The sequence below is a fragment of the Alkalitalea saponilacus genome (assembly GCF_900168165.1).
Lineage (GTDB): Bacteria > Bacteroidota > Bacteroidia > Bacteroidales > Marinilabiliaceae > Natronoflexus > Natronoflexus saponilacus.
In genome coordinates, this window is record NZ_FUYV01000011.1 from 61,463 (window position 1) to 76,238 (window position 14,776).

Consider the following 14,776-nt stretch of genomic DNA (forward strand, 5'->3'; position numbering starts at 1 on the left):
AACATTGATTTTTTTAACGTCTTTTTCCTGAGGCGGAATGCAAGCTCAATATTCCAAGAAAGCCGTACAGCTCAATAAACAAGGCATAATTCATAATTTTTAAAAAATTAACCGGACACCAATGATTTGTTTTAAAAGGCATCACGTAATCGTGATGCCTTTTTTGCTTTTTAAACCTCTAATCCTTAAAAGTAAGCTTCCGCGGATATTTTTTCACTCTCTATGCCTTTTTTATTTAACAGGTAATAAACATCATTTATCATGTTCCGGTTTCCACAAAGGTAGACATGGTCATAGCCTTGCAGATCATTTTCAGATAGCCACTTTGTCACTCGTCCACTGAAATGGCCTTCGTTCGATCGGGATGTGCATAATATCAATTGGTTGGGATCGTAGAAGGAGGGTTGAATGGATTCCGATATATCCGTTACTCCATGCAACAGGGTATAGTCAATGTCCGACCAGGATTTGATAAAACTGTGGTAAGGTGCAATGCCTGTACCGGTGGCGACAAAAAGAAATTTCTTTTGAAGCAGATGCTCCGACGGTAAAAAAAAGTATCCCAAAGGAGGCTCAACCATAACCACATCACCAGAATTGAGTTTTCGAAGATGGGGAGATACAAACCCGTTGCTAACCTCTTTAATGAGCACTTCAAGATAGTTGTCATGCTCACCACTGTAAATTGAATATTCTCTTGTATACCCGTTCTCAACCGGACCTACATTGATGTGCTGACCGGTACGAAACTCCAAGTTATTGCGTTCTAAACGCAAAACGAAGGTGGATTTGGTCACATCTGTTTTTGATATGATACGGTGGGGAAAAAACTCGGCTCTGTTCATTGCTATTACTTTAGTTGATCCAGGGAATTCTGATTTGCATATCTGGAACTGTCTCCATCGTTGATTTTAATATTTGCTCCATACTGATTCTGCATTTTCCGCATGAACTTCCTGCTCCGGTGGCCAGGGATAGTTCATTTAAGTTGCTTATGGAGTGTTTGATGATTGCTTTTTCAAGCTGTGATTTTGTAATTCTGTTACACAAACATACGATATTGGCTCCCATGAATTTGATTTATTATTTACATGACTCTAACATTTATTTTTCTCTTTTGTTCTTTTTGCTTTCATCATGTCAGGATTCAATACTGCTATATGATGGAAAAGCGGCTAAATGGACACAATACTTATTCAATTATTTATTGATCTTTTTTACATGACAATAAAGTAATTCAATACTTAAAAGTATTAATATTAGAAATTATGTTTATGTGGAAAAACATGACAATAGTCAATAAAATGAATCTGTTGGTCAATTTAAATTATATAATCACAAACGATTTCATAAATTTATCGTAGAAAAAACAAAGTAAACAGACTAGTGTGTTAAAAACACACTTTGTTTAAAATGAATTTCATGTATATTTAATAGAATTATTGTTATGATTTATTCTATATAAATCATTTCATATGAATATATCCCAAAGGTTTAAGTTTTCGGTTACTGGGCTTTCAGGAAACAACCAATGAGAAGTTAAAAGATTATTCATCAGTCAGCGCTAACTTATAAATTATTTTCTGTTATGAAGCGATGTGATTTTATTGAATGTAAAGGAGTGAGAATTTTTTATATAGATTTCTCAAACCTGAAAAATATAGAAGAGATTAAGGCAGTAATCAACGAGAGTAAAAACTTTATTCGCAGTCAGCCTCCAAAGTCCATGATAAACCTGGCGAATATAGAGGGAATGCATTTTAACGGAGAGATTAAAGAGTTGTTTGTTGAGTATGTTAAAGGCAACGCAAATCATGTCTTTCAGAGTGCAATCATTGGAGTTGACGGCTTGAGACGAATCGTTTTTAATGGTGTTCTCAAAATGACAGGCCGCGATGTGCGTTGTCTGGAGTCGAAACAGGCGGCTATGGATTGGCTGGCCGAACGCAAACTGGCAAGTTTACCTCTCGCATAAAGATTTCTTTTTACCCCAGAGTTGAAACCCCTGTAAATTCATGATTCCCGTTCGTTTTTATACAGGGGTTTCCTCTTTTCTTAACTGATTCCTCTTTCTTCGTGCAATGATTCCTGTTAATACCAGTTGCAGTGTGTGATATACCATCAAGGGCATTAAAATGACTCCAGTTCCGGTCATTTCCGAGAAAATAATTCCAGCCATGACAGTACCGTGAATCAGTGACTTTTTAGAACCGCTGAATAGTGCAGTTATGGTATCTTCCCTGTTAAATTTGAGTTTTGAGGATATCAGCTTGATGGTAGCATAAACCACAAAAAATAGTGCTAAGCTACCTGTGATCACCAGCAGCATATCCACTGAACCGGTGTTTTCAAACAGTTTTAAGTAGAAGGATTCGGAAAACGATCGATAGACGATCAAAAGGATTACCATTTGATCGAATAACTTCAGCCTAGCAGCTCCTTTTGCAGATAATTCACCTAAGAATCTGTTTAGAACAATTCCTGCTATTACCGGAACCAACACCTGTAAAACCAGTTTTACAATTATTCCACTGAACTCGGCATATTCGATGGAGCCTGAGGTGATGACAATTCCCATCCACAAAGGGGTAATAATGATGCCGGCCAGACTGGAAAATGTTGCATTAAAAATGGCTCCCGGAACATTTCCACGAGCCAGCGAAACCATCACAACGGAGGAGGATACCGTAGAAGGCAGTGCAGCCAAAAAGAAAAATCCCAGCCAAATGAGATAATTGGCACTGCTTTTCCCGATGGTTTGTAATAGGGGCAGAATCAACAGCGGAAATAAGATAAAGGTGGCAAATTGTACCAACAAATGTAGTCGCCAGTTGCTTAAATCCTGACGCAGTTTCCTAAGATTTAGTTTTAAACCATAAAATAGAAATATCAGAGTGATGCCAACGTCACCTGCTTTATGCAGGTCGATGACTCCCCTATAAACACCGGGTTCCGGAAAGAGCCAGGCAAGAATGATGGTTATAATCAATGCCGGAACAAACTTGTCCAGACCTATGAACCATTTAATCACAATTTGCTTTTTATTTAAAGGTTATCGTAAATCAACTACTTCAATGCCAGGATGCTTGCTTGTATCAAAACTAAAAGTGGAATCATCTAACGTCAGGTTTGTCTCCATTTTGTTAATGTCTATGATGTAGTTGGTTCCGTCACGACCTATCTGTTCTATTTTGGCAAACTGTAGACTATCCCGGTAGATATAGAGCTTGATGCGTGTATAAGGTTGATTTCGTTTATCCGGAAACAGATCAATGATGTCCACAGTTTTTCCTTTGATGGTGGATTCCCCTGCATGTATGTATCGAAACCCCTCTTCATATATGGTAAAAATAGTTGCGGGATTCAACAGGTCATCCTCCATCATTTCAGGATCTGAAATATTCACCTCGTTAACATCACGCATAAACATCCACATGGTACTTCCGTTGTTGAAGGTTTCTACACCCATCAGGTCTATCTTGAATTTATCACCTTTTATCAAGATTGAACCATCATGAGAGTCTGTAACCTGCGCCTGCAAATTATCAAGCGTAAATGTAAAATCAGCTTTGATGGTCTTGTAGCTTCTGGTTTTTTCAGATACCTTATCAAGAATCTCTCTGGCACGAAATACTGCCGGATCCTGGCTCTTGGCCACGGTTAATGCTGAAAATAAAATCAGTGATGTTGCAATTATATTTTTCATATGTAAGTTTTCAAATTTCAGTTATCAGTAACGGTTTATAGTTGATGGTTTATGGTTTATGGTTGATGGTTGATGGTTTATGGTTTATGGTTTATAGTTGATGGTTTATGGTTTATAGTTGATGGTTTATGGTTTTTGCAGCGAAGCAATGTCCCGCGTAGCGAATAGTTTATGGCTTTAGACGAACTTTGAACCTAAAACATTAAACTTTGAACTTAAAAACTATCAACCTTTTATCCCCTTTCATCCTGTCTCCAGTTTCCAGTCTCCGGTTTCCGATCTCCGGTCTTCCTTAAAACAATAATCATTCCATTTATTATGAGCCAATCTATCTCAGCATTTCAAACATTCGCTCCAGTTCCAACTCATCACTCACCAGAACCTGTCTTGCTTTACTTCCTTCAAAAGGTCCCACCACACCGGCTGCCTCCAGTTGATCTATGATTCTTCCGGCACGGTTATATCCAATTGAAAACCGGCGCTGAATCAGTGATGTTGAGCCGCTTTGGTTGGCCACAACAACTCTTGCGGCTTCCTCAAACATGGGATCCCGTTTGGACAGATCCACCTCACCGGGTTCCTGGGTTCCGGTTTCACCCACGTACTCAGGTAGATGCATGGCCGTTGGATAGCCCCGTTGCTGACCAATGAAATCATTTACCTTTTCCACCTCCGGTGTGTCGACAAATGCGCATTGCACCCTGATCAGGTCGCTTCCCTGCGAAATAAGCATATCTCCGCGTCCAATAAGTTGGTTTGCACCAGGCGAATCGAGGATGGTGCGGCTATCGATCATAGATGCCACTTTAAAGGCGATCCTTGTGGGGAAGTTGGCTTTAATGACGCCGGTAATAATGTTGGTGGATGGGCGTTGCGTGGCAATAATCATATGAATACCAACAGCCCTTGCAAGCTGAGCTATTCGGGCAATGGGCAATTCAACCTCTTTCCCTGCTGTCATGATTAAATCGGCAAACTCATCAATTATAACTATGATGTAGGGCAGAAAGTGGTGTCCCTTTTCGGGGTTCAGTTCTCGTTTAATGAATTTATGGTTATACTCCTTAATATTACGAGTGTGTGCTTTTTTGAGAAGATCATAACGATCCTCCATTTCAATGGTGAGCGAGTGTAAAGTATTTACCACTCGTTGAACATCGGTGATGATGGGTTCTTCCTCATCAGGCAGTTTTGCCAGAAAGTGTCGCTCTATTTTGCTGTATATGTTAAGTTCCACCTTTTTGGGATCCACCAAAACAAATTTTAATTGCGATGGATGTTTTTTATACAGAAGCGAAGTGATGATGGCATTCAAACCCACTGATTTACCCTGTCCGGTTGCACCGGCCACCAGAAGGTGAGGTGCTTTGGTTAAATCAAAAACGAAAGTCTCATTTGAGATTGTTTTTCCCAATGCCACAGGTAATTCGAACTTGGTGTTCTGGAATTTGCGTGAGGTTATAATCGACTTCATGGAAACCACCTGCGGTTCTGAGTTGGGAACCTCTATTCCAATGGTTCCTTCTCCCGGGATGGGGGCAATAATCCGGATGCCCAGTGCTGCGAGCGAGAGGGCAATGTCATCCTCCAGGTTTTTGATTTTCGAGATTCTCACCCCCGGCATGGGAACGATTTCGTAAAGCGTGACGGTTGGACCAACTGTCGCTTTGATGCTTTTTATTTGTATTTTGTAATCCTCCAGAGTTTTTACAATCTTATTTTTATTGTAGATTAACTCCTCTTCTGTTACTTGTGACTGGCCACTTTTATGATCGTCCAGCAAATCAAATGAGGGCATGATGTATGATGACAAATCGAGCGTAGGGTCATAATCACCCTGCGGCCTGTTTTCGCCAGTATGAATAATTTCTTCAGACGCCGCCTTTTCAATTTTTAGTTCAAGTTCATTATCAGGATGTTCCACCGGGAGTGCTTCGAACTTCTTTGCGGGTTTGATGTCAAATTGAAACTCGTTCTCAGTCTCTTCTGTCGTGACAGAAGAGACGGCTTCAGTGATGCTTTCGTCTGCTTCCGCAGCATTGTTCTGCTCATTATTATCTGCTTCACTATCAGAAGCCGTCATTGCGGTATCAACAAAATCATTCTCTTTAAAAATGGCTAGGTCTTTGCCAATCAACTTTCTGAATTTTATCAGAAACCATTCAAAATTTATCGTCAGGTATATCACCAGCGAGATCAGAATCAGGATAAATGTTCCAATGTGCCCGATAGTAGAAATGAGCCAGTGGCTCACGTGAAATCCATGGGCTCCACCAAGAAGCAGGTATTTGTCTTCCATGGTCTCCATAAAAAAGAATCCCATGGAAACTGAGACCCATATTGTAATAATTGACGCGTGAATCAGGGTTTTGCTCAGAGGCAAAACCCGTGCACCCAATAGCCTGAATCCGGTAATAAAAAGAAGAAAGACGAAAGAGAACGAAGCCAGTCCGAACCATTTATTTACCATCAAATCTGCAAACCAGGCACCAATTTTCCCTGTTACATTATCCACCTGTATGGATGTATCTTTAATTAAATCAACGAATTGGAGATCGAATTTGCTGCGATCGGCATATCCAGAATTAAAAAAAGAGAAGAATGCCACAGCCAGGTAGAATGAAAAAGCAACAATAATCAAACCCGTGGCAAACCTGAATTTGTAATTCTTAAAACTCTCTTTCAGAGATGCCAGAGGATTTTTGAATCTTCGCTTTCCGTTTGCTGTTCTGCTTTTTTTTGATTTTGATGCCATATATAAATTTATGTTTCAGAGTATGATGGTTCTTGAAATTGTAGCGGGCCTGTTTTTTTTAACCTGTATTATTTATTGCAACAGATATTTGGTGAAACGAAGTTCAACCCGTTTAACTATGCAGGTTAAAATCAACTTGTAAAAATAGTAAAGCATTTACTATTTATGAAGATAATAACGGAAAGATTTAGTGCTTTATTGGATCAGTTGAAAACTGTTTTGATCAACTCTTCAACTTCTTCAAGGGAGGATTGTTCGTAATTGGCCGGTACCATGAAGAAAACATCAGGATGAGATTCTTCAACGACTCTTTGCGCTTCAAGGTGAAAGATTACGTTTTCATATGTTAACTGGAATTCCATGATGAGTCCCGGTATCATGTCAAATGGAGTATTTCGGTTGGGGTTTTCAATTCCAATTTCGTTGGAGTACCAGATTCTGATCTCCGGACTCCCGGAATTATCTGGAGGTATTTGTGCCAAATGACATGTGAAACCAGCAATCTCTTTCTCCTTGTTTTTAATATATTCAACTTTTCTTGAATGGTCATCATCAAAAATGAACATATTATCAGACTTTGAACTTGGAACATATATTCTTCTTTCCAGAATTTTCAAAAGTGTGTAGAAGCTGTCGCTTTCCTGATTGTGGATAAAATCAAGAGCGTATAAGTTCATGTTACCTTTGAACATGATTCTTTGGTTTCCATTGCTAAAATGAAGAGACATCTGGTTAGGGAACAAAAAAGAAAGCGCGCTACTGACCTGTTCCGGATATGTAATATTATAAATGATGGTACCTTCTGTAATGCCTTTCACTGCTGCAGGTCTTCGATCTAATTTACAACCTGATAAAACAGCGATGATCAATACAACTGTTAATAATTTTATGCGGTTCTTTAGTATCATATGTGTATTCCCGTTCATAGCAGGTCAAAGATAGCAAAATTAGACGTACAGCCTTAACCGTTTATCTGCATTTGGGAGTGTTTGGTCAAAATTCATTCCAGTTTGTTCCTGAGATTCTGAATAAGAATATTTTTTTACTTCCGCTGGTTTTCCAGTCTCTCAAATAATCAGTAATTTTATAATTGGAGTACACTTAAAACGACTAAAACCTGTCTGCTATGCATAAAGATTTAAGTAATCGTCATTTTTTAACCCTGTTGGATTTTACATCCGATGAGATTCTGTATCTACTGGAACTGGCAGAGCGCCTTAAATTCACCAAGAAGAATGGCACCGAAGTACAAATGCTGAAGGGGAGGAACATTGCATTGATTTTTGAGAAAAGTTCAACCAGGACGCGTTGTGCATTTGAAGTTGCTGCATACGATCAGGGAGCAAACGTTACCTATCTGGCTCCTTCCGGATCGCAGATAGGAGAGAAGGAGTCCATGAAGGATACTGCCAGGGTTTTAGGCAGAATGTATGATGCCATTCAATACAGGGGTTATGGTCAGAGCGTGGTAGAAGAGCTTGCGAAATATGCCGGCGTTCCGGTATGGAATGGTTTAACCGATGAGTTTCATCCAACTCAGGTGTTGGCTGACTTCCTCACAATCAGAGAGCATTGCGAACGCCCTTTGAATGAAGTATCGATGGCATATTTGGGTGATGCCAGGAACAATATGGCCAATTCATTAATGGTTGGTGGAGCGAAAATGGGGATGGATATGCGGATTGTCGGTCCGCGATCGCTTCAACCGGAAAAGAGTCTGGTTCATAAATGCGAGGAAATGGCACGAAACAGCGGAGGAAAAATAACCATTACCGATAATCTGGAAGCTGGCGTTAAAGGTGCCGATTTTTTATATACCGATGTATGGGTATCCATGGGTGAATCTGCTCAGGTGTGGAAAGATCGGATTGATCTTCTTAAACCATATCAGGTAAATAGACGTACTATGGATCTGACTGGCAATGGAAACTGTTGTTTCCTTCACTGCTTGCCGGCTTTTCATAATCGGGAAACCAAAACAGGAGAGGAGATATACCAACAATTCGGCCTGGACGGGATGGAGGTTACAGATGATGTTTTTGAATCAGCTGCATCCATCGTGTTTGATCAGGCAGAGAATCGTCTACATACCATTAAAGCAGTTATGGTTGCGACTCTTGGAAAATAAAAAGAATGAAACATGAACTTACTGAATAGAAATATTATCAGGCACTTTTCTTTTAAATTATTTAATAAATTATGGTTTTAATTTTGAATTGATATAAAATGAATCTAATTTTGCGTTTTAGTGTTTGATTTAATAACAAAGGCATAAAGCCAATCTGACTGAAATCATGAGAGATTTACTCTATATTCCGGAGAATTATAAATCATTGCTCGATCTGAAGCAAACTGAACATGCGATAACTATCATCAAGGATTCATTTCAAACATTTTTGTCGGCTGATTTACGCTTGCGACGCGTAACAGCACCGCTTTTTGTATTAAAGGGTACCGGGTTGAACGATGACTTATCAGGGAAAGAGCGTCCGGTTACATTCCCGGTTCGTGGTATGGGTAACAGAGAGGTTGAAGTAGTGCACAGTCTTGCAAAATGGAAACGCATGATGCTGGCCGATTATGAAATTGAGCCGGGATATGGAATATACACTGACATGAATGCCATTCGTCCGGATGAAGATCTGGACAATACCCATTCAATTTATGTAGATCAGTGGGACTGGGAACGCCACATTCGGGAAAAAGATCGCAACCTTGATTACCTTAAATCTGTGGTCGTGCGAATTTTTGAAGTGATGAAGCGCACTGAATTTGTCGTGTATGAAAAGTATCCTAATATTAAACCAATTTTGCCCGAAGAAATTACCTTCATACATGCAGAAGAGTTGTATGATATGTATCCTAACTTAAGTTCTAAAGATCGGGAAGATGCCATTACCCGTAAATACGGGGCAGTATTTATTATTGGTATAGGAGGAGATATGCCTTGCGGAGAGCCACATGATGGACGCGCGCCGGATTACGACGATTGGAGTACTCCAACTGTTAATAACTTCATCGGCTTAAATGGGGACATATTATTATGGAATCCAATTCTAAAGAAGGCCTTCGAGATATCATCCATGGGAATAAGGGTTGATGCTGAAGTATTAAAACGTCAGCTCACGCTTCGGAATGAAGAGAAGCGCATGGCGCTGATGTTTCATCAGCGCCTGATAAATAACGAACTTCCTTTAAGTATAGGTGGGGGCATTGGTCAGTCAAGACTTTGCATGTTTTTTCTTAGGAAAGCTCATATTGGTGAAATTCAAGCCAGTATATGGCCAGATGAAATGCGGCAGGTGTGCAAAAGAAATAACATTGTATTGGTTTAACAAGGATTTTTTAAGTTACGTACCAGTAAAAGAATAACCAATTCGTTATTTTTTAATTAAAATGATGAATTATAAAACATCTGCATATCTATACTAAAATTTACACTTTTTGTGATTTGATATGTCCTTGATCTACAGATGTTTATCAGAGTTGGGTGTAAGAGATTTTTTATCACATATTCTGCTAGAAAGGACATTCTGAAAGGGTTTCCAATAAAAAAAATGCATTTACGAATGCATTTTTTTTGCTTCTAAATTTGGAAGACACTATAAATACTCTATATTTGTGATGGTAAGATTAAAAACCTAGTTTTTAACCCTAAAATTAAATTTTTATTATGAACAAGGCTCAATTAATCGATGCAATTGCTGGCGACTCAGGTCTGACCAAAGCAGATGCAAAAAAAGCGTTAGATGCTTTCTTAAAAGTAACTGGAGATGCTCTTAAATCAGGAGATCGCGTTACATTAGTAGGATTCGGTTCTTTTGGTGTTTCTGAGAGAAGCGCACGTACCGGTCGTAACCCTCAAACCGGAAAGGAAATTACCATTCCTGCCAAGAAAGTAATTAAATTTAAAGCTGGTAGCGAATTGACTGATTCGGTTAACTAGTGACGATTTTTTTCAAGATTTGAAAAAGAGGGTACCTGATGGGCTCTCTTTTTTTTTGGGGTTGAAACAAAATATATCTGCCATGTTGCGTAAACCTGAAAATCTCACCCGTGATCAGTTGCAAAAACTCATTGAGTTTTTGAAGACTCTTAAATCTGAAGATAGGATTAGTACTTTTGAAAAGGTTTTAGATCAAAGAACAAATTACTTCACTGTTTTGATGGAAAACATTGACCATCCTCACAACATCAGTGCAGTGCTGAGAAGTTGCGATTGTTTTGGAGTGCAGAATGTAAATCTGGTTGATGATCGGGCAGAATATTCTGTAAACCGGAAAGTTGCTATGGGTTCTTCTAAATGGTTAACACTAACAAAGTATACAAAACACCAAAACAACAAGAGAAAAGCCCTTGAAGACTTAAAGTCGATGGGTTATCGCCTGGTGGTTACTACGCCAGACGAGGGAGCTGTCTCCATTCAGGATTTTGACATCTCAAAAGGCCCCGCAGCTTTTGTTTTTGGTACCGAATTAACAGGCGTTTCTCCCGAGGCTAGTGAAATGGCTGATGAATATTTAACCATACCTATGTATGGCTTTACCGAAAGTCTAAATTTATCTGTTTCAGTTGCCATTATTTTGCAAACTGTTACATCAAAATTACGAAACTCATCAATTTATTGGGGGTTGCCCGACCATGAAAAGGAATTGGTTATGCTGAATTGGCTGAGAAAATCAACACCCCGAATCGAAATTGTAGAGAATCGTTTCTTTAATCAAATTTCAAATTGTGATTAAATAGTTGGTCTTTAGGATTCAGCACTACATCTTTTATTCTGATATACTGCATCACGAATTTAGCCGTTACTAACTTTTATATAACCATTATATCAAACTTTACGTATGTTTGTGTAAGATATTTGTTTATTTATCCAAAAAAAGAGTGTGTTGGTCATCTTTTTTACGATAATATTTTCTACTTTTGGGAAAAATCTGGCTCTATGAATTGTATAATTGTTGATGATGATAATCTGTCTATTAAGATAATAGAGGAATTTGTTGGAAGAACTGAAGGCTTAAGGCTTCTCGGTACTTTTTCGAGTGCTGTGGAGGCTGTCAATAAATTGAATGCCCCGGACAGTGAGACCTTACATTTGATATTTCTTGATATCGAAATGCCTGAGATGTCCGGAATAGAGTTTCTTAAAGCATTGAACATCATTCCACAGGTTATTATCTACTCCTCAGAGGAAAAATATGCCTTGGAATCTTATGAGTACGACGTTACAGACTACCTATTAAAGCCGGTTCAATACGGTCGCTTTATAAAAGCGGTGAATCGTGCCAGGGAAAGATTCGAAAAGAAGGAGAGCCCCGTAAAGGAAAGCACAGAAATTTTTATTAAGAATAACTCCTCGCTGGTACGTGTTAAGTACGATGATATTCTTTGGATTGAGGCGCTTGAAAATTACGTTGTGGTGAATACTTTTAAGGAAAAGTTCACCATTCACTTTACCATGAAGTCCATTACAGAACGGATGCCCTCAGATAAGTTTATGCGAATTCACCGTTCATATATCGTAAATTTTAATAAGATTAAAGCCATTGAGGATAGTTCAGTCATTATTAAGACAGATACCGGAAATAAAATCATTCCTATCGGAAAATCATACAGGGATAAATTACTTGATGATATTAATCTGATTACAAAGTAGAAATAGAGTCTTTATAATATAAAAAGAGGTGCACAGCACCTCTTTTTTTGTTTTACCGGTTTTCATCAGAAACATTTTTCAGATATTTGTAAAATGAACATGAATCCTGTAATTGATGGAATGATCGTGGGCTTTTCCGCATCAGTTCCTCTCGGCCCCATAGGTGTTTTGTGCATCCAGAGAACTCTTCAACGAGGTCGCTTGTCGGGTTTTGTCTCCGGTTTGGGAGCAGCTGTATCTGATACAATATACGCCATTATTGCAGGATTTAGTCTTTCATTCATTGTTGCATTTATTGAAGAACATGTGATATGGATGCAGCTGATTGGCGCAACGGTATTAATAATACTTGGCGTACACATATTCAGAAGTAACCCCGCTGTGCAACTTCGACGTCAACGACGTCGAAAATCAAGTTATTTGCAGGATTTTTTTTCAACGATGTTGCTGACAATCAGTAATCCTTTGGCTCTGTTTTTGTTTTTGGCTTTTTTTGCAGGTTTGCGGGTTGTGGATCCGGCCATGGGATTGGCTGGTCAGTTAACGCTTGTAGGAGGAGTTTTAATTGGTGCATCTTCGTGGTGGCTTCTGTTGACTACCATTGTAGGTTTTTTTCAGGCCGCTGTAAATCTTCGACGTCTTTTCTGGATTAATAAGATAGCAGGAGCGACCATCATTGTACTTGTGATTATTGCACTTATGGTGTGGTTAATCAGAAGCATGGTCTGAATCTACCCAGAGAACCATCTCTTTTTTTCAGAAAAGCTTTTCGAGTCGGTGTTTTAGTTTTTCTGGAATTCGCCCCGGCCTGCGGGTTGTTGCATCCAAAAATGCATGTGTTGTTGAGCCTTCGGCAACAAGCTCTCCCCGGCTATTATGAATGATGTATTTAAATGTAGTTCTTACCAGTGGCATCTCTTCCAGCCTGGTGGTAATGGTAAGTATTTCCTCGTATCTGGCCGGGTGTTTATACTTTACCTGAAGCTCTGAAAGTGGTAACATAATACCCTCATCTTCCATTTTGCTATAGGGAAGACCAATTTCCCGAAAAAGTTCAGATCTCCCAATTTCAAACCACGATGGATAAACAGCGTTATTAACAATACCCATTTGGTCGGTTTCTCCGTAACGAACTCTGATTTCGGTTTTATTGATAAGCATAATTGAAATTTCAGTTTTAATTATTGAGGGTAAAGGGAGAATCCGGTTCTTTGGCTAAATGGCTATAGGCCAGCTTATCAACCAGTGATGGCCATATTTTTCTCAGAAATACTGAGAATTTTCCTTCCAAAAATGTCAATACCAGTGTGCGTTTTCGTTTCTCAATGGCATTTCCAATATGCCTGGCTACCTCTTCAGCACTCATCATTTTTTCTTCTGCCCGTGGCGTCTCTCCTTGTTGCGTACCACTGCCTGTAAGTGCTGATTTTCGTACGTTTGATGCGGTAAATCCTGGCGCTGCAATCAATACATGAAGACCGGTTTTTAAGTTTTCTGTTCGTATGGTTTCTAAAAATCCATGCATCGCAAATTTAGATGCTGAGTAGCCCGATCTTCCGGGTAAACCAATGAATCCTGCAATGGAAGAAACTCCTACTACCGATCCCTTTTGTGCAACCAAATATGGCAAAGCATATTTTGTGCAATACACTGTTCCCCAGAAATTAACATCCATAAGCTTCTTCAATACAGACAGTTCTGTGTCTTTAAAAAGTGCTCTCATGGATATTCCTGCATTATTGACAAGGATATCAATTTTTCCAAAGTTGTTAATGGTTTGGTCAACCAGATTTTTACACTCTTGCTCGATACCAACATCAGTTTGGGTGACCAAAACCCTGTGATCTTTTGATTTCAGTTCTTCCTTAAGAATATTGAGTTGATCAATGGAACGTGCTGCTAATGACAAATAAGCACCTCTTGCGGCAAATTCCTTGGCACAAGCCAGGCCTATACCTGAAGAAGCGCCAGTAATTATTACAACCTTACCCTGCATGTTTTGCTATTATCTAATGGTTTTTGTATAAAGAAGATCCTTAATTATATATAGGTTGTTCTTTTTTATTCTACTTTAATTTTTTTCGATGAAAGAAATCTAAGCTGATTCACTATTCATCAGCTCCCATTCAGATGGTACTTACTCCTGATGGATTCAAAGCTAGAATGAACTACAAATTTAATTAATAAAACTCAGAGACGGTTTAAAAAGAGCAACATCTTTTATTCACGACTTTTGTGTTGACGAAGAAAATAGAATGGTGTTCTTGTATTGTGTCTATTTATTACCTTTTCTAGGAATTGTTGAATGGTTGCGACGTATTTGGTACGAATAAATCATTTGACCTACACATTTGCCTTCCCTCCCCGAAGCAACTTATAATCTTAAACCCTTCCCGATTTTCGGGACATCGCTACGCAACCCAAAACTTTAAACTATAAACCCTAAACTTTGAACCCTAAACCCTAAACCCTAAACCCTAAACCTTCCAACCCTTTAAATGTTGTTAAATAACTTACTTTTTTAGTATAAGTTTTGATAAGATTCAAATTCTCTGTTACTTTGTAATGGATTCTTATTGTGAACAGATAAACAACAATGTGAATTCATTTGTTATGAATGATCATCGTATTCACGATGTCATCTTTATAAATTTTA

General features: G+C 38.8%; 15 protein-coding genes. 7 read left to right on the forward strand and 8 right to left on the reverse strand.

Annotation, left to right across the window (positions count from 1 at the left end):
* Positions 1-185 precede the first annotated feature (185 nt).
* Positions 186-845, reverse strand: a complete 660-nt coding sequence (locus B5X70_RS10030) for a ferredoxin--NADP reductase (RefSeq protein ID WP_079557772.1) — start codon at positions 843-845, stop codon at positions 186-188.
* A gap of 10 nt (positions 846-855) precedes the next feature.
* Entirely contained in the window at positions 856-1,071 is a 216-nt protein-coding gene (locus B5X70_RS10035) for a (2Fe-2S)-binding protein (protein ID WP_079557773.1), read from the reverse strand.
* A gap of 517 nt (positions 1,072-1,588) precedes the next feature.
* On the opposite strand from B5X70_RS10035, the gene B5X70_RS10040 reads away from it, so the two are divergent.
* The gene (locus B5X70_RS10040; protein ID WP_079557774.1) at positions 1,589-1,975 is read left to right on the forward strand and encodes a hypothetical protein; all 387 of its coding nucleotides are present in this window, start codon (positions 1,589-1,591) and stop codon (positions 1,973-1,975) included.
* Positions 1,976-2,032: 57 nt separating this feature from the next.
* Here B5X70_RS10040 and B5X70_RS10045 read toward each other — a convergent pair whose 3' ends face one another.
* The 4 genes from B5X70_RS10045 to B5X70_RS10060 all read right to left on the reverse strand — a co-directional run bounded on the left by B5X70_RS10045 (position 2,033) and on the right by B5X70_RS10060 (position 7,369).
* On the reverse strand, positions 2,033-3,031 hold the full coding sequence (locus B5X70_RS10045) for a bile acid:sodium symporter family protein (protein WP_198314195.1): 999 nt from the start codon (positions 3,029-3,031) through the stop codon (positions 2,033-2,035).
* Between the two features lie 21 nt (positions 3,032-3,052).
* A complete protein-coding gene (locus B5X70_RS10050) occupies positions 3,053-3,706 on the reverse strand; it encodes an outer membrane lipoprotein periplasmic chaperone LolA1 (RefSeq protein WP_079557776.1) in 654 nt (217 codons plus the stop codon).
* Positions 3,707-4,034: 328 nt separating this feature from the next.
* Positions 4,035-6,461 carry an FtsK/SpoIIIE family DNA translocase gene (locus B5X70_RS10055; RefSeq protein WP_079557777.1) on the reverse strand — a complete coding sequence of 809 codons (2,427 nt, stop codon included), beginning with the start codon at positions 6,459-6,461 and terminating at the stop codon, positions 4,035-4,037.
* Between the two features lie 203 nt (positions 6,462-6,664).
* Positions 6,665-7,369 carry a hypothetical protein gene (locus B5X70_RS10060; RefSeq protein ID WP_088328824.1) on the reverse strand — a complete coding sequence of 235 codons (705 nt, stop codon included), beginning with the start codon at positions 7,367-7,369 and terminating at the stop codon, positions 6,665-6,667.
* Positions 7,370-7,587: 218 nt separating this feature from the next.
* Between B5X70_RS10060 and argF the strand changes: the two genes are divergently transcribed.
* From argF to B5X70_RS10090, 6 genes are all read left to right on the forward strand, one after another.
* Positions 7,588-8,589 (forward strand): ornithine carbamoyltransferase, encoded by a 1,002-nt coding sequence (argF, locus tag B5X70_RS10065; RefSeq protein WP_079557779.1) that lies wholly within the window; start codon positions 7,588-7,590, stop codon positions 8,587-8,589.
* Positions 8,590-8,755: 166 nt separating this feature from the next.
* A complete protein-coding gene (gene asnA / locus B5X70_RS10070; protein WP_079557780.1) occupies positions 8,756-9,796 on the forward strand; it encodes an aspartate--ammonia ligase in 1,041 nt (346 codons plus the stop codon).
* A gap of 338 nt (positions 9,797-10,134) precedes the next feature.
* Positions 10,135-10,407 carry an HU family DNA-binding protein gene (locus B5X70_RS10075; RefSeq protein WP_079557781.1) on the forward strand — a complete coding sequence of 91 codons (273 nt, stop codon included), beginning with the start codon at positions 10,135-10,137 and terminating at the stop codon, positions 10,405-10,407.
* 82 nt (positions 10,408-10,489) lie between these two features.
* A complete protein-coding gene (locus B5X70_RS10080) occupies positions 10,490-11,203 on the forward strand; it encodes a TrmH family RNA methyltransferase (protein ID WP_232468350.1) in 714 nt (237 codons plus the stop codon).
* A 203-nt stretch (positions 11,204-11,406) separates the two neighbouring features.
* Positions 11,407-12,120 (forward strand): LytR/AlgR family response regulator transcription factor, encoded by a 714-nt coding sequence (locus tag B5X70_RS10085; protein ID WP_079557782.1) that lies wholly within the window; start codon positions 11,407-11,409, stop codon positions 12,118-12,120.
* Positions 12,121-12,213: 93 nt separating this feature from the next.
* Positions 12,214-12,849, forward strand: coding sequence for a LysE family translocator (locus B5X70_RS10090; RefSeq protein WP_079557783.1), 636 nt, complete (start codon positions 12,214-12,216; stop codon positions 12,847-12,849).
* Positions 12,850-12,876: 27 nt separating this feature from the next.
* Here B5X70_RS10090 and B5X70_RS10095 read toward each other — a convergent pair whose 3' ends face one another.
* Positions 12,877-13,281, reverse strand: a complete 405-nt coding sequence (locus tag B5X70_RS10095) for an acyl-CoA thioesterase (RefSeq protein ID WP_079557784.1) — start codon at positions 13,279-13,281, stop codon at positions 12,877-12,879.
* Positions 13,282-13,297: 16 nt separating this feature from the next.
* Positions 13,298-14,116, reverse strand: coding sequence for an SDR family oxidoreductase (locus tag B5X70_RS10100; RefSeq protein ID WP_079557785.1), 819 nt, complete (start codon positions 14,114-14,116; stop codon positions 13,298-13,300).
* Positions 14,117-14,776: the final 660 nt, after the last annotated feature.